Source organism: Corynebacterium suicordis DSM 45110 (genome assembly GCF_015351405.1).
Classification (GTDB): domain Bacteria; phylum Actinomycetota; class Actinomycetes; order Mycobacteriales; family Mycobacteriaceae; genus Corynebacterium; species Corynebacterium suicordis.
On record NZ_JADKMY010000002.1, the window covers coordinates 217101 to 241469 of the forward strand.

Genomic DNA, 24369 nt, shown 5'->3' on the forward strand with positions numbered 1-24369 from the left:
AATGATTCAGTTGGTCGTAGGAGCAGCCGCCGGTTACCTGATGGGGACCAAGGCAGGGCGCCGACGCTACGAGCAGATCCGCCGCGGGTACGAAACCGCGGTGAACTCCGAAATCACCCGCAAGGCAGTGCACGCTGGTCGCAAGGCTGTGGCCAACCGCTTGGATCCGGAGCCTCGGATGCACGAGATCCGCGATCTCAACCGCACCACCCGCAATGGCCTGGATGAGGGTGTGACCATCGTGGAATCCGATAATGCGCACCCTAATGACCGCATTTCTCCCAAGAACACCGGCACCAAGAACATCGGCACGAACGGGCGCGAGAACAACCGCCGCGGTCGCAAGCGCTAGTCCGTAAATTCCCCGTACGCCGCCGCCCGCTCCTGTAGCGATCGGCGGTATTTTTCTAGCGCCATGAGATCCGCGAACACCCCGCGGAACTCTTCCTGTTGCAGGTCACCGCGCATCCGCTGCATGCGAGATTTCATGTCTGCAATTTCATTGCCCACCCAGCGCTCCTGCATGTACGCCATGATCGCATCCGCGTAATACGGCAAACGTTTGGTCTCGCACTCCACATCATCCACCGCCAGCTCGGAGACAACCGCCCGGCCCATCGCGTCCGGAATATGCGAGGCCACCTGGTCAATCCACGCCGCACCACCCGAACTCTGCGCTGCTCCCCCAGCCTCGGCGATCGCCCGAGCCACGCTCACATACGTGGGGTGGCCAAAGCTCTCCGGTGGCATCAGATCGAAAATAGTGCCCGCCAGCTGCGGTTCTTGCAACGCCAGCTTCAGCACCTCGCGCGGGGCATGCAGCATCTGATCACACGGGTCGGGCCGCTCCATCCCGTCCACCGCCCGCAGCCGTGGTGCGGATGGAATTCCCCCACCATGAATGTGGTCCGACGCCACCCCTGGCCCACCAAACTCAGCTTCCACCTGTGGTTCATCGCTGTGCTGAGCCATGCGCTCGCGGCGCGCGGCTCCCTGCTTGAGCTCCAGATGCGGTTGCGCGGACTGGCCTTCCTGGGCGGCCCTGCGCACCTGATCCAGCAGCTCATCAGGATCTGGCCACGCGATCCACCCTGAGGCTTGGCGCGCGTACTCATCCCGCATCGCTTCATCCCGGATGCTCGCGAGCACTGGCACGATGCGCCGCATGGCGTGGACTCTTCCGTCAATGCTTGCCGTGTCATATTCGGCCGCCAGTGTCCGAATGACGAATTCAAACATCGGTATCCGCGAGGCCACCAGTTCCCGCACGGCCACGTCTCCGCGCTCCATGCGCACATCACACGGGTCCTGGCCGCCCGGCGCGACAGTCACATAGCTGTGGCCAGCAAACTGCTGATCCCCCTCGAAGGCGCGCATGGCGGCCTTTTGCCCGGCTTCATCACCATCGAAGGTGTACACAATCTCACCGCGGAAAAACTTATCGTCCAGCATGAACCGGCGGATCATCTGCAGGTGCTCACCACCAAAGGCAGTACCGCAGGCAGCCACCGCGGTGGTCACTCCTGCGGCGTGCATGGCCATCACGTCCGTGTAGCCCTCCACCACCACGGCTTGGTGGGAAGAGGCGATTTGCTTCTTCGCCTGATCAATCCCGAAGAGCACCTTGGACTTCTTGTACAGCAAGGTATCCGGCGTATTGATGTACTTCCCTAGTTTGTCGTCGTCAAACAACTTCCTGGCACCAAAGCCGATGACATCCCCGGCCACGTTCTTGATGGGCCACAGGAGGCGGCGGTGGAAGCGGTCGATGGGACCCTTCTGACCCATGCGCGCCAAGCCCGCGGCTTCCAGCTCCTTGAAGTTGAATCCCTGACGCTGCAGGGCCTTGGTCAGGGTGTCCCAGCCGGCCGGGGCGAACCCACAACCAAACTGTTTGGCCTGCTCCATGCTGAAACCACGCTCGGCGAGGAATTCACGGGCTACATCCGCCCCTTGGACATCGCTGGAAAGCTGTTCCTGATAGAACGCAGACGCGGCTTTATTGGCAGCCACCAATCGCTGCCTCGTGCCGGGTTCCTCGCGCTTGCCGGGAGTGCCGCCTTCATAGCTGATGCGGTAACCGATGCGCTCGGCACATTGCTCCACGGCCTCGGGGAAAGTGACGTGCTCCATCTTCATGAGGAAGCTGAACACGTCACCGCCCTCACCAGTGGAAAAGCAGTGGAAATAACCCTTGTTCGGGCGCACGTGGAACGAGGGGGTTTTCTCATCTTTGAACGGGCTCAGACCCTTCAGGGAATCCACGCCCCCGGGCTTGAGCTGGACGTATTCACCCACCACTTCCTCGATGGGAGTCCTCTCCCGAATCGCCGCAATATCCCGCTCCGGGATCCGTCCATTTGCCATAGCCACATGCTAGCGCAGCACCCAGAAAGCACCAGTAGTCAGGATTTTCTTAGGTTCTTTTCGGAAATGCATTTATGGGCTGCAAATTGTTCTAGCATCACTTGCTATGACTCACTACGACGTTCTCATCATCGGTTCGGGCTTCGGCGGCTCGGTCTCTGCTTTGCGACTCTCGGAAAAAGGCTACAAGGTTGGTGTTCTTGAAGCAGGTCGACGATTCGAGGACAAGGATTTCGCCAAGAACTCCTGGCACCTCAAGGACTTCCTGTGGGCACCGCAGATTGGCTGCTTCGGAATCCAGCGCATCCACCTGCTCAACAACGTGATGATCCTGGCTGGTGCGGGCGTGGGTGGCGGTTCCCTGAACTACGCCAACACGCTGTACAAGCCGGGCGAGTCCTACTTCAAGGACAGGCAGTGGGCTGACATCACTGACTGGGAAGACGAGCTCACCCCGTACTACGAGCAGGCACAGAAGATGCTGGGCGTGGTGGAGAACCCCACCATGACCAACGCTGACAAGGTGTCCAAGCGCGTGGCGGAGGAAATGGGTGTGGGTCACACCTTCCGCATGGCTCCCGTGGGCGTGTTCTTCGGTGAGAAGGTGGGCCTGGAAGGCAAGCCTCGCGAAACCGTGCCAGACCCATACTTCGGTGGTGCTGGCCCTGACCGCACCGCCTGCCACGAGTGTGGCGAATGTATGACGGGTTGCCGCCACAACGCGAAAAACACCCTGCTGAAGAACTACCTGTACCTCGCGGAAAACGCTGGCGCCAAGGTGCATGACCTCACCACCGTGACCACCATCAAGCGCAAGGGTGACAAGTGGGAGGTGGAAACGATCCCGACCGAAACCATTGGTAAGTCCGTGGTCAAGCGCGTCACCGGTAAGAAGAAGGCTGGTCGGAAGACCTTCACCTCTGATTACATCGTGATGGCAGCCGGCACGTGGGGCACCCAGAAGCTGCTGCACACGCAGAGGCTCAAGGGCAATCTCCAGAACTTCCCGGATTCCCTGGGCAAGATGACCCGTACCAACTCTGAGGCGCTTCTGGGCGCGCAGGAGAAGGCATACAACCCAGATTGCGATTTCTCAGAAGGCGTCGCAATTACTTCCTCCTACTACCCAGCTCCGGATACGCACATCGAGCCCGTGCGTTACGGCAAGGGGTCCAACGCCATGGCGCTGCTCCAGACCCTGATGACCGATGGCGATAAGATTCAGCCTCGCTGGCTGGAGTTCATCAAGCAGGTGGGTCTGCAGTACAAGATGATTCCGCGCATCGCCCTGCTGAGCAAGTGGTCACAGCGCACCGTGATCAACCTGGTCATGCAGACACGCGATAACTCCTTGACCACCCACCTGGGCAAGCTGGGTCCGTTCACCATTCTTCGTTCCCGTCAGGGCACCGGCGACCCGAACCCTAACTGGATCCCAGAGGGCAATGAGGCTACCCGACGCCTGGCTAGTCTCATGACGGACGGCCTGGCCGGCGGCGTGTGGTCTGAGGTCTTTGACATTCCTCTGACTGCGCACTTCCTGGGCGGCTGCCCCATCGGCGCCAACGCTGAAAAGGGTGTGGTGGATGGCTACAACCGCGTGTGGGGCTACCCCACCATGTTCATCACCGATGGTTCTTCCATCGCTGCGAACCCAGGTGTGAACCCTTCCCTGTCCATCACGGCTGGCGCTGAGCGCTCCGCTGCGATGTGGCCAAACAAGGGCGAGGAAGACAAGCGACCTGATCAGTCCGAAGGCTACATCCGCATCGATCCAATCGAGCCGAAGAACCCTGCGGTGCCACCTTCTGCCCCAGCTGCACTTCGCTTGCCCCTGACTCCGGTCAACGGCAACAAGGCCAACTCAGACAAGATCGAGAACACTTTCGGAGAATAAGCCCCGCTCTCCTCGCGTTCGCTCTCCCCAGCGTTCGTGCTTGAGTTCACCGGCACGCATGATTGAATAAGTGCCATGAACTCGAAGAACCTCAAACGCCTCGCACCACTAGCAATTGCTGCCATCGCCGCCACGGGATGGATTGGTGCTGAGGCGTTTGAGGGTTTTTCTGACTCTTCGTCCGATCACTCGACCCAGCAGCAGGGCCAGGGTGGCAATAACAACGGTGGCAACGGTGGCAACAACGGCGGAAATGGGTCCGGCAGCGGGTCTGGGAACAAGAACAACGCCAGCAATTGCGAATACGATTCCCTACCCGCCGAGGCGCAGGATCAGATCGAGGACATCCTCGCCAATGCCGCTCCCGATGATGGTGCTGCGGATGGCAAGCATTTCGGCAACTATGAGGGGCTGCTGCCCAAGCAAAAATCCAGCTACTACCGCGAATACACCGTGCGGACTCCGGGCGTGAAGCATCGCGGCGAGCGACGCATTGTGGTGGGCGGAGGCAGCAAGACTGACCCGGACGTGTGGTACTACTCCGGTGATCACTTCGAGAGTTTCTGTTCCATCCCGGATGCTGAGGAATAACCGGGCCGTCCGGACTCGCTGGCTGCACAGCCACCTAGGCCACAGAGCCGCCTAGGCCACACCGCCACCTAAGCCAGCACAGCCACTTAAGCCGGCTAGGCCCAGGCTGCGCTCATCCCGGAGGCCGTGCGGTCCATGCGTTCCAAGCGGTTTTCAGTCAACGACGCCACCTGGTCAATCACCACGCGCAGCTTCGCCGCATCATCCGTGGCCTGGGCAAACCATCCACGGTAGAGAGGATCCAGCGCGCCCTCTCCTCCTTGCCACAGGTATTCCGTGACGCGGAAGATCCGATCCCGCTGACGTTCCTGCTCCGCCATGTGGCTGTGCTCGTCCATCACGTAGAGCACCGCCACGGATTTCAGGAGAGTGACTTCCGCCTGCACCTGTGGCGGGATCACCAGATCCGCGCTGTAGCGCGCCAATGGCTGCTCCCCGAACTTCTCGCGGGTGCCCGTCACGCACGCGGTCACGAATCGGGACACCAGCTCAGAGGTCATGGCCTTCAGTCCTGTGAGTCCCTGCAAATCCCCGGTGAAATCTGCGGCTCGGGAGACCAGATCCATGCGTCGTAACCTATCCGCTGCATCCAAAAGATCCTCCGGTTGCCCACCGAACACACGGGCCCCCTTCTCCGCCAGTTGGGCCAGCTCCACCAAGTCCCACAAAACACTGAGGGTGATGCGGCCGGAGAGGATGCCGTCCTCCACGTCGTGCACAGAATAGGCCACGTCATCGGCCCAATCCATGATCTGCGCCTCCAGGCACTTCTTTCCCGCGGGCGCGCCAGCGCGTGCCCACTCGAGCACGTCCAGGTCGTCGCTGTACGCGGAGTACTTCAGGCGCTTGTTACCCTCTTCATCCACTGGACCCCACGGGTACTTGCAGGCGGCATCAATGCTGGCGCGGGTGAGATTCAATCCATAGGAACGACCGCGGGAATCCACCGCTTTCGGCTCCAGGCGGGAGAGGATGCGGAGGGTCTGCGCATTGCCCTCAAAACCACCACACTTCCGCGCGGCTTCATCCAGCGCGCGCTCGCCGTTGTGGCCATAGGGAGGGTGGCCGATGTCATGACTCAACCCAGCAAGCTCTGTGAGATCCGGATCCGCCCCCAAGGTCTTGCCAATGCCACGAGCGATCTGCGCCACCTCCAGCGAGTGGGTCAGGCGCGTGCGCGGGGTATCCCCGCTGCCGGGGCCCACCACCTGCGTCTTATCCGCCAACCGGCGCAGAGCCGCGCTGTGCAAAACGCGTGCTCTATCGCGGTCAAAGTCATCGCGCCCATCGCGAACCGCTCCGGCTACGCCGAGCGACTTATCCCCCACCGGCAGCATTCTCTCCAGCTCGTGGGCTGAATACGCATAACGCTGAACCATCACAGGGCTCCTGTCACAAAGTCGCGGAAGTTCTCTCGCTCGTGCTCCACGCCCTTGTAGTACAGCAGGCCGCCGGTTTCATGCAGGATGCTGCTAAGCTGCGCTGCCCGGCTTCCCACCGCCGGGCCTTGGCGGGTTGGGGAGCCAGTCGCGGTGATCCCCACATCCTCCACCATGGTGGTGGCGCGCAGGGAATGCCCCGGATCGGTGACCACCACGGAACTCTCCCACCCATTTTCTTGCGCCAAGGTGGAGAAAGCCTGCACGGAGGTCAGGGTGTCCACTCCCTCATTGATCTCCACAATCGCATCGGAGGAAATCCCATACTCTTCCTCCAAATACGTCTTGCCCGCCTGCGCCTCAGTGAAACGGTCCCCTGCCTGGCTACCACCGACGGTCACGATGGTCGGAGCCACACCTTCCTCATACAAACTCGCCGCGTGATCCAACCTGGCTCGCAACCACGAAGAGGGCTCGCCATCGTATTGCGCCGCGCCGAGCACAAAAATAGTATCCGATGCCGGCCGAGCATCCTGACGCGCAAACATCCACACGTGCACCGCCGTGGCCGTGGAAATCAGCACCGCGACCAGCACAGTTCCGAGCACCACGTACACCACGCTGCGGTACAGGAAGCTGCCGGTGCTAGCCATGCCCCGGCCGAAGGATTGGAAAGCGCTCATGAAGAGACAGCCTAGTCGGGCAACCCTCATTTTTCCGTTAAGGTGGGCTGCATGAAGCCAGTGAATCTTCCTTCGCGCACCGCCGCCTCGCTCGCCATTTCGGGCCTGCTTGCCGTTCCGGGCGCGGCCGGATTGTTCCTTTTTTCCGACGCCACATCTCACGCCTCCACCACCACCTCATTGGCGCAAGGTACCGCCACCGAGGTGACCCTCGATTCCCAGCTGGTGGATGAGGCAGGTGTGATCGATCCTTCCCAACGTGGGGAGATCACCAGCCTGCTGCAGAAGGGTGTCCAGGAAAAGGACGTCAAGCTCTACCTCGTCTTTGTCAACGAGATCCCCGGCGATCCGGAAGAATATGCCGCGCAGCTGCGCGCCCAGGACGGCACCGCCAACACCCTGGTGATGGTGGTGAACGTGGAAAAGCGCCAGTTTGGCATCAGCCCGGGCGAGCGTGTGGCCACCGACGTCACCGATAAGGTGCGCGAAAAGGCAGTGGCTGAGTTCAGCCAGTCCAACTGGACCGAAGGCGCCAAGGCCGCAGCTGACGTGGTGGCGGGAACCACCAACCCCGCATCTGTGGCATGGCTGGGCGCAGCTGGTGTGGCGGGCATCGGCGGCACCGCGGGCGCTGTGGTCTGGTCCCGCCGCAACCGGAAGAACAAGGAAGCTGAACAGCTGGACGCAGCCCGTTCCATTGCCCCAGAATCCACCACGGACTTGGCGGCTCAACCCACCCACGTGCTGCAGAAGCTGGCCAATGAGGAGCTGCATTCCACAGATGAATCCATCCGCAAGGGTGAAGAGGAACTGCAGATCGCCATCTCCGAGTTTGGTGAGCAGCGCACCCGTCAGCTTTCCCGGGCGCTGGGTAATTCCCGGAAGACGCTGGCAAACGCCTACGGCCTGCACCAGCGGTTGCGCACCAACTCCTACCAGGATGAAGGCGAACAACGCGCGCTGCTGATCGAGATCATCAGCACCTGTGGCCAGGCCGATGATGAGCTGGATAAGCAGTCCGCTGAGTTCGCTGACATGCGCCAAGAGCTTATTGATGCACCAAAGCTGGTCGATGAACTGCGCCAGCAGACCGTTGCCCTACGTACCCGCGTTCCTGAGGCTCGACAAAAGCTCGCCGACCTGCAAAACCGCTACCCGTACGAGAAGTTGGCGACCGTCCTGGACAACCCAGACGTAGCGGAAGCCGAAATCACGGAAGCCGAAAAGTCTCTTGATGAAGCCCGGCAATATCTCAAGCTTCCGGCCGGGCGACAGACCGGCCTGGTCGAGGCAATCGGAGCCGCCCGCATGGCGTGCCAGCAAGCCGAACAGCAGCTCAGCGCAGCCGAGCGCGCTGATGAAAACATGCAGGCAGCACAGCGAAACCTGGGTGCTCTGCAGCGGGAAGTCGCTGAAGAGATTGCGGAGGCAGCCGAGTTGCGGCGTTCTGCGGCAAACTTCGACCGTTCCGGCCTGGATACAGCAGTGGGCAGAGCAGAAAATGCACTGCAGCGCGCGCTGGAACTCGGGGACAAGGATCCGCTGGGCACCTACTCCGAGCTGCTGGAAGCTGACGGCCAGTTGGACCTGGAGCTGGACGAGGCGCGCGGCGCCAACAACGATTATCAACGCACCATTGAAATGGTTGATAGAACTATTCAGGACGTTAAGCACAGGCTGCGCGCCGTGGAAGACACGATTGCAAACCGCAAGCGGATCATCAGCGTGGACACTCGCTCTTCGGCACAGGCGGCCAAGGAAGCTCTAGCGTTCGCACAGCAGAACCGGACGACCCGGCCGAAGGATGCGTACCTGGCGGCTCACCGTGCCAGCCAGCTGACCACCACGGCATCTTCCCAAGCACAGCGCGATATCGAAGAGTTCAACCGTCGCAATAACTACCGCGGTGGTGGCGGCGGAGACATGATCACCGGCATGGTGCTCGGTAGCCTGCTCAGCGGAAATGGCGGCTTCGGCGGTGGCTTTGGTGGCGGGTTCGGCGGAGGGGGCTTCGGCGGCGGTGGGTTCGGCGGTGGCGATTTCGGCGGTGGCGGCACCTCCGGCAGCTTCTAAATCCAGCTACCTACCCCGCTTTATACAATTCAATAGCAAAAGAAGGACCATTCAGCATTTACGTGCTGAATGGTCCTTCTTTACTTTGAAGCTTTAACTCTTAAAGAGTGGCCTTCCAGGTCGCAGGCTTAGCAATAAAGCCGCCCTTGTACTCAACCTTGTATTCGCCAGGGGTTCCGTCAGTGTCGAAACAAACAGTACCGGAAGTCTGGCCGTTAGGAGAAAGCTCGCCGGTCTCTAGGTTTGGAATATCCAAACCAGTGAAAGTGGTGTCAGAAACCACGCCATTTGGCTTGTGCAGCTTGAAATCGAACTGGTTGAAGCTCACGCTCTTGTCAGACGCATTGTTCAGGTTCACGTCAGAGCAAACATATTCACCGATGACATCGGACTGAAAACGAATGTTGCTCACGGTGATCTTCAGATTGTTCGTCTCTGCAGTCTCTCCCGCTGCCACATCCAGATTAGACTCCTCAGCTGGTGCCTCCTCTGCGGGAGCCTCACCTGCTGCGTTATCTTGATTCTGTTCAGCGCTATTCGAAGCTGAATCAGCAGCATTTGACGAGTCGTCGTTTGACTTAGAATCCTCGCCCCCACCTGCAATAGCAGCCACAATGATCAGCACGGCAAGAATGCCTACGATCCAAGGCCACTTTTTCTTCTTCTTTGGTGGCTCTTGCTGGAATTGTGGTTGAGCATAACCGTTTTGCTGAGCAAAGCCACTTTGTTGTTCAAAACCATTGGGCTGTCCGTAGCCATTGGGCTGACCATAACCGTTAGGCTGCGCACCATTGGGTTGACCGTAACCATTTGGCTGCGCACCGTTTGGCTGTCCAAAGCCATTCGGCTGTGCTCCATGGGGATTCTGCTGACCGTCCATAGATCCGCCTTTCATTTTCAAGTAATAGTTTCCTTGCAGCAGAAAAGAGTCTTCCGCTCGCAACTAAGGAAAATTTATACAGCAGAAAATAAGAATTAGGCGATTTTTTGATAAGGATGACAATCCCACGGGTACCCCCGACTTTCGGAAAGTTCCAGGTAGTAACCGGTTTTAGTTATTAAATTAAAATAAGAATAGAAATTAGATATAACCGATCCAGTACAGCACCGCGATGGGGATGAACAGCAGCATCAGCAGCGTCCATGCCCATGCGGAAGAGACCATCCGGGACTCGAGGCAGCGACGGGCAACCCAGGAAATGAAGATCTGCACGTCCAAGGGGAGCTTCGCCCCTGGGCCTTCGAATTCCACATGCAGGTTGCGCAATCCCCTGTGCAGGGAGCTGAACTGACCCGCTTTTTCTCCGTCGATATCCAGCACGAAATTCTTCGAGGATTCCGCGATGATCTCTACGGTGTGCCGGTCGGCCTGGATGGTGTAGCGGTCTGACTTCTTGAAGTTTTTGTCATTGGCCTTGGCCACCCAGGTTCCCGTGCCGGTCGTCGCAGAGGAAGTGGTGTCCTCGCTTGTGTCCAGCGACCAAGTGTCGCCACCGAAGCGAATATGCGCAACCCCGCGCTCATCGGCGTACTCCGCGACCCGATCCATATCCTTCGGCGGACCAGCGTAAATAGGGAACGTATGCCCGTCATCGGGCAGACCCCAACGAATATCCTCGTTCATGCGCGCCTTCCTAACAGCCGGCGAGACGCTCAGCCAGGTAGCGCTGCAGATCGTCGAGCTGCACGCGCTCTTGCTCCATCGTGTCGCGTTCGCGCACGGTCACTGCGTTATCTTCCAAGGTGTCGAAATCGACAGTGACACAGAATGGCGTGCCGATTTCATCCTGACGGCGGTAGCGACGGCCGATAGCTCCGGAGGTGTCGTACTCCACGTTCCAGAAACCACGCAGCTGGGCAGCCACCTTCTCGGCGGTCGGGGTGAGCGTGTCCTTCTTGGACAGTGGCAGCACGGCTACCTTCACCGGAGCCAAGCGACGGTCCAAGCGGAGCACGGTACGGGTATCAGTGCCGCCCTTTGCATTAGGTACTTCTTCCTCGTCGTAGGCGTCGACAAGAAACGCCATCATCGCACGGGTGAGGCCGAAGGAGGGCTCGATAACCCAAGGGACGTAACGCTCGCCGGTGGCCTGCTCGAAGAAGCTCAGGTCTTCGCCGGACTCTTCGATGTGACACTTGAGGTCGTAATCGGTGCGGTTGGCCACGCCCATGAGCTCACCCCATGGGTTGCCCTGGAAGCCGAAGTTGTACTCCATGTCGATGGTGCCGGCGGAGTAGTGGGCGCGCTCTTCGTCTGGGACGTCAAACTGACGCATGTTTTCCGGGTTGATGCCCAGGTCAATGAACCAGTTCCAGCAGGCGTCTACCCACTCCTTGAACTTCTCGTCAGCCAGCTCCTCGGGCACGAAGTACTCGATTTCCATCTGCTCGAACTCGCGGGTGCGGAAGATGAAGTTACCTGGGGTGATCTCGTTGCGGAAGGACTTGCCCACCTGGCCGATGCCGAAAGGTGGCTTCTGACGAGAGGTGGTCAGCACGTTCTTGAAGTTCACGAAGATGCCCTGCGCGGTTTCTGGGCGCAGGTAGTGCAGGCCTTGCTCGTTATCGACTGGCCCCAGGAAGGTCTTCATCAGACCGGAGAACATCTGTGGCTCGGTCCAGTTGCCGGGCTGGCCGGTTTCTGGATCATTGATGTCTGCCAAGCCGTTTTCTGGTGGGTGGCCATGCTTTTGTTCGTAAGCCTCGATGAGGTGGTCAGCACGGTAGCGCTTGTGGGTGTGCAGGGATTCCACCAGTGGGTCGGTGAAGGTAGCCACGTGGCCGGAGGCCTTCCACACCTGGCGAGGCAGGATGATGGAGGAATCGAGGCCGACCACATCTCCGCGGCCCTGCACGAAGGTGCGCCACCAGTTCTTCTTGATGTTTTCCTTCAGCTCCACGCCCAAGGGGCCGTAATCCCACGCTGAACGGGTGCCACCGTAGATTTCTCCACATGGGTAAACCAAACCTCTGCGCTTGGCGAGGTTTACAACAGCATCGATGGTGCCAGCCATGTTTTCGCGGTGCTCCTTGAAAATCTAGATTGAGAAAATCTAGGTAGGGAAAAACGTGCGTTCTTACTTGTTCACATCCTAGCGGTTTGCCAAGACATTGCAGTTACCGGGGTTTGTCGCGTTCATGCGCGCGCATCTCCCCTGCTCTTTGGCGTTTTGGCTTTGGTTATTTATCGACGCCAAGCACCCCAGCCGCCCGAGCTTAGGGGCTCATTTGGGGGAGAATCACCCTGTTCATCCCCGCAGGTTCTGTCATGATGTGGTTGATCCAGAGGTCGAAGACCTTTGTAAACGTTTGACACACCGACTAAAGAATGGAAATACATGGATAATCTAGGCCTCGCCGAACTCATCTTCATCATTCTTAGCGTAGGAATCACGCTGTTCATCCCCGCCGTGCTCATTGCAATTCTCATTCAGCTCAAGAAGCTCAATAACAAACTCTCTGACAAGAGCCGCAGCTCTTCTGAATAAGCCAGCTTGCCGAAAATTTCAACGGGGGTCAGTGCCCAGGAAAAGGGTGAAGATATAAAAGAACCCGCAGCTAAGGGGGGGTTGCCGCGGGTTCCGGCCACGCTGTTCTCCGAAGAGAATGGGGCCTGTTCCCGTTAGTTGGCGCAGCGTAGGGGGGGTTAACACTGCGCCAGGGAACTACGTACATTAAACGTCCCACGTGAAGAGGTGTCAAGTCCACCGACGCACCGAAACAGGAATCCAATTCCGGCCTTATTGGAAATTAATTGAAAATGAGGTGCAGGGCACCTAAGCTGGCATTTCTAAGCTCAACACCCGCAGCTTGCCCCCTTCAACCCTCCAGGAGCCACCCCATGCCGCAGCAGGAATCTCGGGAATCCGCAGCGCGACCAAAGATCGGTCAGCGCAACACCCGCCAGCGCGCAGCGGTGCAGGACGTTCTGGAAGGTATCACCACCTTTGCCTCAGCGCAGGATATTCACCTCAAGCTCAGTAACTCCGAGCAAAAAGTGGGACTGACCACGGTTTACCGGACGCTGCAGCAACTCTCTGAGCTGGGAGCCATCGATACCCTGCAGGATGAATCCGGGGAAACTCTGTACCGCAGCTGCGCAATGGACGATCACCACCACCACCTGGTGTGTGTGAACTGTCGAAAGACTATCGAGATCGATGGCGGCCCAGTTGAAGAATGGGCTCATGAAACCGCAGCGAAGTATGGCTTCAAGAAATCTGGCCATACCGCGGAGATCTTCGGCCTCTGTGAGACTTGCCAGTCCAGCTAGGCCACGCCCACGCCGAACAGCGAGCCCAACAGGAACGTCACCCCGGCTGCGCCAAAGCCAATGAGCAGCTGACGCAGTGCGCGCTTCCCCGGAGCCACTCCAGACAGCATGCCCACCACTGCCCCGGTGGTCATCAACGCGATGCCCACCAGCACACAGGCAATAACCGCGGCGGTCACACCGGATCCGCCCAGCATGTACGGAAGCACTGGGATCACGGCACCCACGGCGAAGCAGAAGAAGCTAGAGATCGCGGCGGACATTCCCGAGCCACCCGGCTCCAGATCGTCTTCGGTAATCCCGCCCATGTCAGTGCTGTTCCACGAGCCGGAATCCGCCTGCAGGTGCTCAAACACATCCTGCGCCTTCGCCTGCGCTTCCGCTGCGCTCATGCCACGGGCGCGATAAACCAGCGCCAGCTCGTTTTCTTCCATATCCAGCTTGGGCAGGGAATCTTGCGTGGATGGATCGGGGCGGTTGGCGTCGAGCAATTCCTTCTGCGAACTCACGGAAACGTACTCGCCCGCAGCCATTGAGAGCGCTCCGGCAAGCAAACCGGTCAGGCCAGTGACCAGGATGACCTGCGAGGACACGCCCGTGCCCACCATGCCCAGAACCAGGGCCAGGTTAGACACCAGGCCGTCGTTGGCACCGAAGATCGCCGCGCGGAAATCCCCGGACATCTTCGCCCGGCCACGAGCCGCCAGGCCGCGCACTACCTCGGCGTGAATCGCCTCATCGGCCACGATCTGCTCGGAGGCATCCGCATCCTTGACGTAATCATTGCGAGTTTCCGCAGATTGCAGCAGTGCCAGCACGAAGACCGAACCGAAGCGCTTGGCCATCCACGCCATCAAACGGGTGCTCAGATCAGCCTGTCGTGGCAGACCAACGTGCTCCCCCAGGCGTCCGCGCCAGTACTCCTCGTGTCGAGACTCCGCCTCGGCGATCCCCATGAGGATCTCGCGTTCCTCACCGGTCTTCTTTCGCGCCAGCTCGCGATACACGGCGCCTTCGGCCCGCTCATTGGCTAGGTGCTTGCGCCAGCGGGCGATCTGTTGCCGGCTTGGCTGTTCAATCTCATTCATCACTGCCCCCTACTTCGTTCCACCGAAACGACGGTCCCGCTTGGCGTATTCCAACACGGCCGCGCGCAGGTCATTCGGGGTGTAATCGGGGAAGAGCACGTCCTGGTACACCATTTCCGCGTACACGGATTGCCACGGGAGGAAGTTTGACGTCCGCTGCTCCCCGGAAGGCCGGAGGAACAGATCCACGTCAGGCATATCGGGTTCATCCAAGTACTGCGCGAAGAGCTTCTCCGTCACATGGCGGGGCTTAATTCGCCCCTTCGCCACGTCCTCAGCCACCCCCCGGGCCGCGTCCACCAATTCCGCGCGGCCACCGTAATTCACGCACATTGCCAGGGTCATCTTGGTGTTGTTCTTGGTCAATTCCTCGGCCTGCTCCAGCTCAGCGACCACGGATCGCCACAAGCGCGGCCTCCTGCCAACCCACCGGACTCGCACCCCCAAGCTATGCAAATAATCGCGCTGCCTGCGCAGGACATCCCTGTTGAAACCCATGAGGAACCGCACTTCCTCTGATGATCGACGCCAATTCTCCGTAGAAAATGCATACGCCGAGAGGTAATCAACCCCCAGCTCCAAGCACTCCTCCACCAGCGAAATCAGCACCGCCTCACCACGCTTGTGCCCCTCGGTGCGGACCATCCCTCGATCCTCAGCCCAGCGCCCATTGCCATCCATCACTAGTGCGATATGGCGCGGTGTGAGCTGCGCGGAGATCTCACTGCGGTCAATGGTGCGGATCTTCGGATCTTGGTTCACCACATACATATTGCCAAAGACCGCCGCACAGTTACATAGCCAGGCTCGCCAAACCTAGCGAATCCGGTTCCTTTAGAGCGATCCATACGCCGCGCAAGGCGCTTCCAGCTGCTGGCGCACATGCCCCAGCAAGAGCTCATGAGCTGCGCGCATGACGGGAACATCGGCGAGGATCTCCGCGGCTGCCTCCGCCCGGCCACGGGAAAGTAACCACAGTGCGTGAACTGATTCCGTGGGCGGATGGGTGGCACCCGGGGGGCGGCACACACCACACACCGCTCCCCCAGCCAACGCGTGGAAAGCCCGATGCGGCCCCTTGCTTCCGCACTGCGCGCAATCCACCAAGGACGGCGCCCAGCCGGATTGCTGCAGGCTCTGCAGGACGAATTGATCAACTACCGAGATTGCCGGGAGTTTGCGCTCGGGAGAAGCTAGGGAGTGAAGGGTGGCGTCGAGAAGAAAGAAGATGTCCGAATCCCCGAACAATAAAGCCATCTCTAACAGCGCGGCGCCGGCGAAAAAGAGATCGGGATCAGCCACGATGGCCGGTGCATAGGTGGCAACAGTGGTGGCATCCGTGATGTTGGCCAGCCCTTGGTTGCCCGATTTGCGGGAGGGGTAGATCTGCACGTTGACGCGGGAAAAGCGGTCCAGGCGCGCGCCGAAACGAGATTTGGTCTTGCGAATACCCTTGGCCACCCCGCGGATCACACCGTGCTCGGCGGTGAGCATGACCAGGATCAGATCTGCCTCGCCCAGCTTGTGGGTACGCAGCACAAATGCCTCATCACGATAGTTCGGGCGACTACCGTAACGAGGCATGAGTGAAACCTAGATCCTAGAGCCACATGGCTCATGAAGAGATGCGTTCAGAGTCCAGAAACTACTGGCGCGGGGTGTTGAAAAGGTCGTTGGTTGAGGAATTATCCGCTGCGGAACGGAGTTCATTCTTGGCATCGCGCTCATCCATGCTGCCCACAGCCTGAGAGGTACGGATCTGCGCGACAGACACCTCCAAGGACACGCGAACCAGCGCCAAAATAGCCAGTGCGGCCACAGCCAAGAATGGAAGGCCGAGGATCAGCATCAGTGGGTTGCCATCTGGGGAGAAGGACAGCCCAATCAGGGCAAAGAAGCCAAACACCACGTACAGACCCACGAAGATCATCATCAATACATAAACAACCTTCACCACGGAAGGGGTGGTGTACTTGGTGAAACTGAGATCGAACAAGGCCTTGAAGAATGAATCCTTGCTCGCCCCGGTGTTCAGGGTGGAGTTGTAATCATTCTGGGGAGCTGCACCGAAGCCTAGCGGGCTCTGCTGACCCTGCTGATTTTGGTCATAGCCACCGAACTGCGCGTTCTGAGAATAAGGCGCATTCTGGCCGAACTGCGCGTTCTGTGGGTACTGCCCGAACTGGGTGTTGTTCACGTTCTGCCCGAACTGTGCATCCGAACCGAACTGGGCGTCCGAGCCGTACTGGGAGTTCTGGCCGAGCGAAGAATCCTGGTTGTACCCAGCGGACTGGTTGTACGGTGTGTTCTGTGAGTACCCAGCGTTCTGCGAGTAATCAGTGTTCTGGCCCTGCTGCGCGTTGTAATCGTAGGACGGGAACTGCTGGGTCGAATCGTGCTGGGTCGAATCATGCCGAGCGGAATCCTGCGCGGAGCTGGAGTTATCCGAGTTCTCGGAAGCAGCCTGCTGGGAAGCGCCGTAAGCGTGGGATCCGGAGCGGCCGTCTCCGTAGCCATAGGTATCGGAGTACTGGTCCGCAGAATTCTGCGCAGAGTTCTCGGTGGAGTTCTCGTTGGAGGAATCCGCACCGGGATTGCTGCCAAATGGATCATTAGGCGTGGTCATGTTGTGTTAATCCTCTCAACCTCAGGTAATTGCTGACAGAGACGAACCTACCAGCCCGCCAAGACAAAAATTTGCGAAAACCTTGGCGTCGAAAAAAAGAACGCCTAGAAACCCAACCGACCCAGCTGCTTCGGGTCAGACTGCCAGTTCTTCGCCACCTTGAGACGCACGTCCAGGTAGACGTTCTGACCGACCAAAGCCATGATCTGCTGGCGCGCATCGTGGACGGTCTTGGAAAGCCGGCGGCCATCCTTGCCGCGCAGGATCGCCTTCTGACCCTCGCGCTCCACGAAGATCACGGCATGCACGTTGAGCACGCCCTCGCGGGTCGGGTTTTGCAGCACTTCATCGATCTGCACGGCCACGGAGTGTGGAAGTTCCTCATGCAGCCCGGTCAGCGCAGCCTCGCGGATCAGCTCGGCCATGCGGGTGTTCTGGTCATCGTCGGTGATGTGACCCTCGGGGTAGAAACGTGGGCCTTCGGGAAGGTGCTTGGTCAGCACATCGAGCAGCACGTCCAGCTGCACTTCCTTGGTGGCGGAGACGGGCACCACATCAGCCTGGTCCAGCATTTCGTGCAGCTCCAGGAGCTGTGCACCCACCTGGTCCTTCGGGGTCTTATCCAGCTTGGTCACCACACCGACGATGGGGGTGTTCGGAGCAGCCGCGCGCACGGCCTCCACGATCCACCGGTCGCCCGGGCCAATCTTCTCATCGGCAGGGATGCACAAGCAGATCACGTCCACATCGGAGTAGGTCTCCTTGACCATCTCGTTGAGACGCTCACCCAGCAACGTGCGGGGGCGGTGCAAACCGGGAGTATCCACCAGGATCACCTGAGCATCCGGGCGGTTCACAATTCCGCGGATCGGGTGGCGCGTGGTCTCCGGCTGGTTTGCGGTGATGGCGATCTTCTCCCCCACCAGCGCGTTGGTCAACGTGGACTTGCCCGTGTTGGGGCGGCCCACGAAACTCACGAAGCCGGAACGGAATCCCTCCGGGGTGGCGTATTCCGCGTCAGCGCTCGGTGCGGCCATTGCGGATTCGGGAACTGCGGAATCATCCGGGAAGTCGGGGAAATCGGGAAAGTCAGGATTGTCTGTAGCCATCTATTGCTCACTTATTTTCTGTGGTGTCATTGGGGTGTTTTGACGCTTCGGGACCTTCATTGGCGCTATTCAAATGCTCCGCCGGTACCGCGGCGTGATCTAGTTCGCGCTGCACGATTGCGCTGCGAATCTTCATGCGGCCGCGCCTATCCCGGCCACCTTCAAACTGGAAATGTAGACCGGCGGTCGTGATGGATGCACCGGGCAGAGGCACGCGACCCAGTTCAAAAGCGCCGAGACCTGCGACCGTTTCCACTTCTTCGCGCTGCACATCAGAGAATTCGATATCCGGCTGATCCACATCGGATTCTTCAGAGAGCTTATCCAAGTCGGAAATCTCGCTGATAGTTTCCTCGTTCTTTTGCTCCAGCTCATTGATCATCCCGGGATCATTGAAGAGCTCTTCTACTTCATCCAGGCTCAGGCGGGCCACTACGCGGTAGCGCCCATCGCCCAGATCCTCGACCGGGGAGATTTCCGTGTCATCGTACTCATCGGCGATCTCACCGACGATTTCCTCGAGGATGTCCTCGATAGTGATCAGGCCGGCGATACCGCCGTACTCATCCACCAGCATCGCCATATGAATCTGTTCGGTCTGCATGTCCTGCATGAGGTCATCCAGCAGTCGGGAATCCGGTACGAACTTCGCCGGGCGCATCACGTGGCTCACGTTCAGCGTGCGAGCATCCCGGTTGGCCGGGGCAGAAGAAACTTGCGTCCGCGCCGGGTTTGGCCCGGAGGAGAGGTGCGCGATGATGTCCTTCAGGTACGCCACGCCGATCACATCATCCACGTCTTCACCGATCACCGGCACGCGGGAGTATCCGGAGCGGATGCACAGGTTCAGCGCCTGGTTCAGGGTCTTATCCCCCTCGATCCACAGCATCTCGGTGCGCGGAACCATAACCGTGCGCGCGGTGGTGCTGGCCAGATCAAACACGGATTGGATCATCCGGCGTTCATCGCTTTCCACGATGCCCCGCTCGGAGGCGATATCCACCATTTCCCGCAGCTCAATCTCCGTGGCAAAGGGGCCATCGCGGAAGCCCTTGCCGGGGATCAAGATGTTGCCCGCCTTCACCAAGAGGTAGGAAATTGGGCTGAGCAGCGTACCCACACCCATCAGCGCGGGGGCCGCAGCCAAGCTAATCGTGTACGGATTTTGCCGTCCCAACGTGCGGGAAAGCACCCCGATCACCACGAATGAGTACAGCGCCACCACCGTCACGGCCAGCACGATAGCCCAGGTTTCGCTATCCACCACGCGGAGCAGCACGGCCGTGGCCATTACCGCACCCGTGATTTCCGAAACCGTGCGCAGCAGCACCAGCAGGTTCACATACCGCGCCTTATCGATGACCAGGCGCAGCAACCGCTCAGCACCGCGCTTTTCTTCCTTGGCCAGGTTCTCCACCCGCGCCTGGGAAATGGTCACCACGGCGGTTTCCACCAGTGCAAGCAGACCACCGAGGGCAAGCGTGAAGAATCCAATGAGGAGTCCCACCACTGTCAATGTGTCCACCTACTGTTCCTCGCGCAAACCGGTATCGTCCCGGTCAGCAGCAGAGGGGAACGCGGCCGCACCCGTTGGCTTCGGCCCGAACTTCACCCCGCGTTCTGCTTGAGAGTCATACCAATTGGCCAGGATCTCATTTTGCAGCGAGAACATCTGCTGCTCTTCCTCGGGTGTGACGTGGTCGAATCCCAGAAGGTGCAGCACCCCGTGCACGGTCAGCAGGTCCAGTTCATGAGCCAGCGAGTGCCCCGCGCGCGTGGCCTGCCCCTCGGCGAAATCCGGGCACAGCATGATGTCTCCCAGCATCGCCGGGGAGGTTGGTGGGCCGTCCTTGCGCCCCCAGCCGGGAGTCAGCTCATCCATGGGAAAACTCATCACATCCGTGGGGCCAGGCAGATCCATCCATCGAACATGCAGGTCGGCGATGGTTTCCTCATCCACGATGTGGATCGAGAGCTCCGCTGAGGAGTGCACGTCCATGGTCCACAGCGCGTAGCGAGCTGCGTCAATGAGTTCTTCCTCGTTGACCTCGCCCCGCCCGGACTCGTTAAAAACCTCAATGCTCATTATGTGTTCTTCTTCCCGGTGGAACGTTGCTGTCGTTTTTCTTTTTCATCTTCTCGACGCAACTCTTCCTCCGCCTCGAAATTCTCATAGGCCGAAACGATCCGGCTGACCAGGTGGTGGCGTACCACGTCATCCTGATCCAGCCTGGCGATGTGGACTCCGTCCACACCATGCAAAATCTTCTGCGCCACCCCGAGGCCGGATTCCTGATGCCCGGGCAGATCCACCTGCGTGAGGTCACCGGTGACCACCATCTTGGATCCAAATCCCAGGCGGGTGAGGAACATTTTCATCTGCGCCGGGGTGGTGTTCTGCGCCTCATCGAGGATCACGAAGCTGCCATTGAGTGTGCGCCCACGCATGTACGCCAGCGGAGCCACTTCGATGACTCCCGTTTCCATCAGCTTGGGGATGGATTCCGGATCCACCATTTCCCGCAGCGCATCGTGCAAAGGCCGCAGGTAGGGATCGATCTTGTCCCCGAGCGTGCCGGGCAGGAAGCCCAGCTTTTCTCCGGCTTCCACGGCCGGGCGGGTGAGGATAATGCGGTGGACTTCCTTGTTCATCAAGGCCTGCACGGCCTTGGCCATCGCCAGGTACGTCTTACCCGTACCCGCGGGGCCAATGCCCAGCACCACCGTGTTCTCATCGATGGCATCCACGTACTCGCGCTGACCCAGTGTCTTCGGCCGCACCGATTTCCCGCGGTAGCTCACGATGGGAGCCGCGGAGGTGGTGGCTTCTGCGAACGACGCTGTGGTGGATTCATCCACCAACTGGATAACCCGCCTGGTGGTATCCGGGGTGATCTGCGATCCCCGGCTGGCCATGGTGATCAGTTCTTGGACGATTCTCCGGGCGCGGGAAACTTCCGCTGCCTCACCACGAATGGTGATGTGGTTGCCGCGAGTCAATAGATCCGCGTCCACAGCGTTTTCCACCACGCGCAGGTTTTCATCGGCAGGACCCGCGATGTTCACCACGGATTCTGGGTCTACTTCCACCGTGGAACTGGCCACGCGCGGACGCGCGCCGGCGCGCACTCGTGCGTCAATTGGTGGTGTCATATCAGCTGATTGTAGCCTTTCCCCAGCGTGAGGTTAATACGCCCACAGCTCCCAGCGCCACGCTGGCCGCGGTTGCTGTGCGCAGGATTTCCGGTCCCAAGCGGATTGGACGGGCGCCCAAGGCAGTGAACTGCTCCAGCTCATCCTCGCTCACTCCCCCTTCGGGACCTACGATCAGAGCCATTTGCTCCACTCCGGAGAAGTTGATCTCCCCGATTCCCTCCGTGGCTGATTCATGCAGGATCAGGATGAGGGGCTGTGGCGCGTCAGGTTTGGCGTCGAAAAAAGAAGGAAGATCCTGCGGGCGCTTCAACGGACCCGCGACCTCTGGGATGAGGAGACGCCGGGATTGCTTAGCCGCGGCCCGGCTGGCGTTTTCCCACTTCGCAAGGGCCTTGGCCTCCTTGCCATCCCACTTGGCGATGCTGCGCGAGGCAGCCCAGGCGATGATGCGATCTGCACCGGCTTGCACCATCAGATCCACGGCCAATTCCGCGCGGTCAGATTTCGGGATGGCCTGCACCACGGTCACCTGGGGCTGGGGTGGGGAAACGTCCAGGACCTCGGTGACCTCGATGTTTCCGGAGTGCCACTGGCCGCGGATGGCTCGGCCCACTCCGTCGGTAATCACCACCACTTCCCCATCGCGCATCCGCTTGACCTCGGTGTGGCGAGCCTCGCTACCGGTCAAGGCAAACGTGGTGCCCGCCTCACACGGCGTGGGCAGTGGATGAACGAATACCGGATCGGTCATCTAGCGCCCGAACTTGTTGCGCAAACGGGAGAACAAACCACCGGCACGCTCATCCGTGGTGGAGGACAGGCTCACGCTCTGCTTGGAGTGCTCGCGCAGTTGCTCCAGCAATTCCTTGCTGCGCTGATCCACGCTGGTGGGGATCATCACGTCCACGTGGGTGATCAGGTTGCCCTTGCCCTCGCGGCGCAGGCGCGGCATGCCCAGCCCAGCCTCGCGAACGGTGGAATTGGGCTGCGTACCTGCGGGAACCTGCACGGTGGTCACGGAGCCATCCAGCATCGGCACCTTCACCTCGGTACCCAAAGTGGCATCCACGGCGGGAACCTGAACGGTGACGTGCAGATCATCAGCATCGCGGAGGAAGTGGTTGTGCTCAGCCACGTTGATATCCACGTAGATGCTGCCGTTGGGTCCGCCACCTGGGCCAACCTCGCCCTTGCCGGCCATGCGGATGCGCATTCCATCGGCGATGCCCGCGGGGACGGTGATACTCAGATCCTGGCGGGAGCGCACCCGGCCATCGCCAGAGCAGTTCTCGCACGGATCCTTGATGGTCTCGCCGGTGCCCTGACAACGGGTACACGTGCGCGCTACCTGGACTCGGCCCAGGAAGGAGTTCTGGATCTCCGCAACCTGGCCCTGGCCGTGACAGGTGGGGCAGACATCCGGCTCAGCCTTGGTCTGGGATCCGGTGCCATCGCACACGTCGCAGAGCACGGCGGTGTCCACCGTCACGTCCTTGGTGGTGCCGGTGTAGGCATCCTCCAAAGTGATATCGAGCTGCAGCAATGCATCCGCACCGGGACGCACGCGGGAGACGCGTGGGCCGCCACCACCTGCGGTTTGGCCACCGAAGAAGGCGTCGAAGATATCACCCAGGCCACCACCGCTGAAGCCACCGAAGCCGCCTGGTTGTCCGCCGTAACCGCCCTGCTCTTCCGGATCGCCGCCAGCATTGACGATCGCACGCTTCTGCGGATCCGTGAGAACCTCTTGTGCCAGGGATGCCTCGCGGAACTTCTCCGCAGCCTCCTCGGAGGGGTTCACGTCTGGATGGTACTTGCGAGCTAACTTGCGGTAAGCCTTCTTGATTTCCGCATCGGTTGCATCGCGATCCACTCCGAGGATGCCGTAGTAATCTCGAGCCACTGTTCGGTTGCGCCTTTCAGGTTGTGAAAAGTTCGTGCTTGGGGGACGTTCATTCTCTGGGGACGGTCATTGGGCGTACAGCCGGTATGTCCGCACTTAAAGTTCGCTCACGCCAGCAGAAAAACCCTGCCGGGCGCGGGAAACAACTCTAGCGAGTCTACTCGCCCGCCAAAATCCGAGACACATAGTGCGCCACCGCCGTGACACTGGAAATGGTGCCGGGGTAATCCAGGTGCGTGGGACCCACCACGCCCAGGCCGCCCAACACCACGGATGGGCTACCGTAACCTGCGGAAATCACCGCGGCGTGCCGCAGCTTTTCGTCCTCGTTTTCCTCGCCGATGCTCACCTGCCAGTTCATATCGCGGGCACCGTTGAGCATCTTCAGCATCACCACCTGCTCTTCGAGGGCATCAATGATGGGTGCGAAATCCCCCACACTCATGTGGCCAGAGGCCATCAGGTTAGAGGTACCAGCGAGGATCAGGCGTTCATTCGGGCGCTCCAGCAGAGTTTCCACCAGAACGGTGGTGACGGCGAGAATGGCGCCCCGCAATCCCGAGGGCACGGATGGCCCCTTGGCCTCCCCTGCCATCGCCGCGATCTGGGCGGAGGCCTCATCCAGCGTGCGGCCCACCATCGCTCGGTTCACCAATTCGCGCAGGCGAATCACGTCATCTTCGGCCAGACCCTCCAGCACGTCCACGTTGCGTTGATCCACCCGTCCGGTATCCGTGATCAGCACCAGCAGCAGCCTCTGGGTTCCCAGTGGGACCACCTCACAGTGCTTCACGCGGCTGACCCGCAGGTCTGGCATCTGCACCACCGCCACCTGCCTGGTGAGCTGCGCGAGGAGCTGCACGCTGCGGCGCAGCACATCCTCCAAGTCCACGCCGTTTTCCAGGAAATTGAGAATCCCGCGGCGCTCGGCCTGGCTCAGGGGTTTGACCTGGTGGATGGCATCCACGAACTGCCGGTATCCCTTGGCCGTGGGGATGCGCCCGGAGTTGGCGTGCTGCTGCGTGAGGTATCCCTCCGCCTCCAATGCAGCCATGTCATTGCGGATGGTGGCCGAGGAAACGCCCAGTTGGTGCTTATCCACCAGCACCTTAGAACCCACGGGTTCTTGGGTGGCGATGAAGTCAGAGACGATAGCCCGCAATACCTCATTCCGGCGGTGTTCGGTGTTTGCAGACACGAATCCTCCTTCAGGCTTGTGCGGTG

At 60.0% G+C, this 24369-nt stretch carries 23 protein-coding genes; 6 read left to right on the top strand and 17 right to left on the bottom strand.

All coding sequences use genetic code 11. The annotated features are described in order from the left end of the window. The first annotated feature begins 1 nt into the window (after window position 1). Window positions 2–352 carry a hypothetical protein gene (locus IRY30_RS07360; protein ID WP_228503137.1) on the top strand — a complete coding sequence of 117 codons (351 nt, stop codon included), beginning with the start codon at window positions 2–4 and terminating at the stop codon, window positions 350–352. On the opposite strand, the gene dnaG is transcribed toward IRY30_RS07360, so the two are convergent. After that, window positions 349–2367 carry a DNA primase gene (gene dnaG / locus IRY30_RS07365; protein ID WP_194556778.1) on the bottom strand — a complete coding sequence of 673 codons (2019 nt, stop codon included), beginning with the start codon at window positions 2365–2367 and terminating at the stop codon, window positions 349–351. The two genes, IRY30_RS07360 and dnaG, sit on opposite strands and share 4 nt — an antisense overlap. Window positions 2368–2473: 106 nt before the next feature. Here dnaG and IRY30_RS07370 point away from each other — a divergent pair, with 106 nt between their 5' ends. Continuing rightward, window positions 2474–4264 (top strand): GMC oxidoreductase, encoded by a 1791-nt coding sequence (locus IRY30_RS07370; RefSeq protein ID WP_194556779.1) that lies wholly within the window; start codon window positions 2474–2476, stop codon window positions 4262–4264. 75 nt (window positions 4265–4339) lie between these two features. Next, on the top strand, window positions 4340–4855 hold the full coding sequence (locus IRY30_RS07375; RefSeq protein ID WP_194556780.1) for a ribonuclease domain-containing protein: 516 nt from the start codon (window positions 4340–4342) through the stop codon (window positions 4853–4855). 95 nt (window positions 4856–4950) lie between these two features. Here IRY30_RS07375 and IRY30_RS07380 read toward each other — a convergent pair whose 3' ends face one another. Together IRY30_RS07380 and IRY30_RS07385 are read right to left on the bottom strand one after the other, a co-directional pair. After that, window positions 4951–6234 (bottom strand): deoxyguanosinetriphosphate triphosphohydrolase, encoded by a 1284-nt coding sequence (locus IRY30_RS07380; protein WP_194556781.1) that lies wholly within the window; start codon window positions 6232–6234, stop codon window positions 4951–4953. Then, the gene (locus IRY30_RS07385; protein ID WP_194556782.1) at window positions 6234–6917 is read right to left on the bottom strand and encodes a YdcF family protein; all 684 of its coding nucleotides are present in this window, start codon (window positions 6915–6917) and stop codon (window positions 6234–6236) included. The genes IRY30_RS07380 and IRY30_RS07385 overlap by 1 nt, the downstream gene beginning before the upstream one ends. 51 nt (window positions 6918–6968) lie before the next feature. Between IRY30_RS07385 and IRY30_RS07390 the strand changes: the two genes are divergently transcribed. After that, window positions 6969–8990 (top strand): TPM domain-containing protein, encoded by a 2022-nt coding sequence (locus IRY30_RS07390; RefSeq protein WP_194556783.1) that lies wholly within the window; start codon window positions 6969–6971, stop codon window positions 8988–8990. A 100-nt stretch (window positions 8991–9090) separates the two neighbouring features. Here IRY30_RS07390 and IRY30_RS07395 read toward each other — a convergent pair whose 3' ends face one another. The 3 genes from IRY30_RS07395 to IRY30_RS07405 form a co-directional block, all read right to left on the bottom strand. Next, on the bottom strand, window positions 9091–9885 hold the full coding sequence (locus IRY30_RS07395; RefSeq protein WP_228503241.1) for a DUF4352 domain-containing protein: 795 nt from the start codon (window positions 9883–9885) through the stop codon (window positions 9091–9093). A 186-nt stretch (window positions 9886–10071) separates the two neighbouring features. Further along, window positions 10072–10614: a hypothetical protein gene (locus tag IRY30_RS07400; protein ID WP_194556785.1), complete on the bottom strand. Its 543-nt coding sequence runs from the start codon at window positions 10612–10614 to the stop codon at window positions 10072–10074. Between the two features lie 10 nt (window positions 10615–10624). Beyond that, window positions 10625–12004: a glycine--tRNA ligase gene (locus IRY30_RS07405; RefSeq protein WP_194556786.1), complete on the bottom strand. Its 1380-nt coding sequence runs from the start codon at window positions 12002–12004 to the stop codon at window positions 10625–10627. 324 nt (window positions 12005–12328) lie between these two features. Here IRY30_RS07405 and IRY30_RS07410 point away from each other — a divergent pair, with 324 nt between their 5' ends. Both IRY30_RS07410 and IRY30_RS07415 read left to right on the top strand, forming a co-directional pair. Then, entirely contained in the window at window positions 12329–12478 is a 150-nt protein-coding gene (locus IRY30_RS07410; protein ID WP_194556787.1) for a hypothetical protein, read from the top strand. A 353-nt stretch (window positions 12479–12831) separates the two neighbouring features. Next, window positions 12832–13263, top strand: coding sequence for a Fur family transcriptional regulator (locus IRY30_RS07415; RefSeq protein ID WP_194556788.1), 432 nt, complete (start codon window positions 12832–12834; stop codon window positions 13261–13263). Here the strand turns inward: IRY30_RS07415 and IRY30_RS07420 are convergent. The 11 genes from IRY30_RS07420 to hrcA form a co-directional block, all read right to left on the bottom strand. Next, window positions 13260–14351, bottom strand: a complete 1092-nt coding sequence (locus tag IRY30_RS07420) for a VIT1/CCC1 transporter family protein (RefSeq protein ID WP_194556789.1) — start codon at window positions 14349–14351, stop codon at window positions 13260–13262. The genes IRY30_RS07415 and IRY30_RS07420 overlap by 4 nt on opposite strands. A gap of 9 nt (window positions 14352–14360) precedes the next feature. Continuing rightward, the gene (locus IRY30_RS07425; protein ID WP_309826307.1) at window positions 14361–15086 is read right to left on the bottom strand and encodes an isoprenyl transferase; all 726 of its coding nucleotides are present in this window, start codon (window positions 15084–15086) and stop codon (window positions 14361–14363) included. Window positions 15087–15185: 99 nt separating this feature from the next. Continuing rightward, window positions 15186–15935, bottom strand: a complete 750-nt coding sequence (gene recO / locus IRY30_RS07430) for a DNA repair protein RecO (RefSeq protein ID WP_194556791.1) — start codon at window positions 15933–15935, stop codon at window positions 15186–15188. A 61-nt stretch (window positions 15936–15996) separates the two neighbouring features. Further along, window positions 15997–16977: a DUF4282 domain-containing protein gene (locus IRY30_RS07435; protein WP_194556792.1), complete on the bottom strand. Its 981-nt coding sequence runs from the start codon at window positions 16975–16977 to the stop codon at window positions 15997–15999. A 104-nt stretch (window positions 16978–17081) separates the two neighbouring features. Further along, on the bottom strand, window positions 17082–18014 hold the full coding sequence (gene era, locus IRY30_RS07440; protein ID WP_228503244.1) for a GTPase Era: 933 nt from the start codon (window positions 18012–18014) through the stop codon (window positions 17082–17084). A 79-nt stretch (window positions 18015–18093) separates the two neighbouring features. Next, window positions 18094–19596 (bottom strand): hemolysin family protein, encoded by a 1503-nt coding sequence (locus tag IRY30_RS07445; protein WP_194556977.1) that lies wholly within the window; start codon window positions 19594–19596, stop codon window positions 18094–18096. Window positions 19597–19611: 15 nt separating this feature from the next. Next, window positions 19612–20172, bottom strand: coding sequence for an rRNA maturation RNase YbeY (gene ybeY / locus IRY30_RS07450; RefSeq protein ID WP_194556794.1), 561 nt, complete (start codon window positions 20170–20172; stop codon window positions 19612–19614). Next, a complete protein-coding gene (locus IRY30_RS07455) occupies window positions 20172–21239 on the bottom strand; it encodes a PhoH family protein (protein ID WP_194556795.1) in 1068 nt (355 codons plus the stop codon). The genes ybeY and IRY30_RS07455 overlap by 1 nt, the downstream gene beginning before the upstream one ends. 1 nt (window position 21240) lies before the next feature. Continuing rightward, window positions 21241–21993, bottom strand: coding sequence for a 16S rRNA (uracil(1498)-N(3))-methyltransferase (locus IRY30_RS07460; protein WP_194556796.1), 753 nt, complete (start codon window positions 21991–21993; stop codon window positions 21241–21243). After that, window positions 21994–23145 carry a molecular chaperone DnaJ gene (dnaJ, locus tag IRY30_RS07465; RefSeq protein WP_194556797.1) on the bottom strand — a complete coding sequence of 384 codons (1152 nt, stop codon included), beginning with the start codon at window positions 23143–23145 and terminating at the stop codon, window positions 21994–21996. 157 nt (window positions 23146–23302) lie between these two features. Beyond that, window positions 23303–24343 (bottom strand): heat-inducible transcriptional repressor HrcA, encoded by a 1041-nt coding sequence (gene hrcA, locus IRY30_RS07470; protein WP_194556798.1) that lies wholly within the window; start codon window positions 24341–24343, stop codon window positions 23303–23305. Window positions 24344–24369 lie beyond the last annotated feature (26 nt).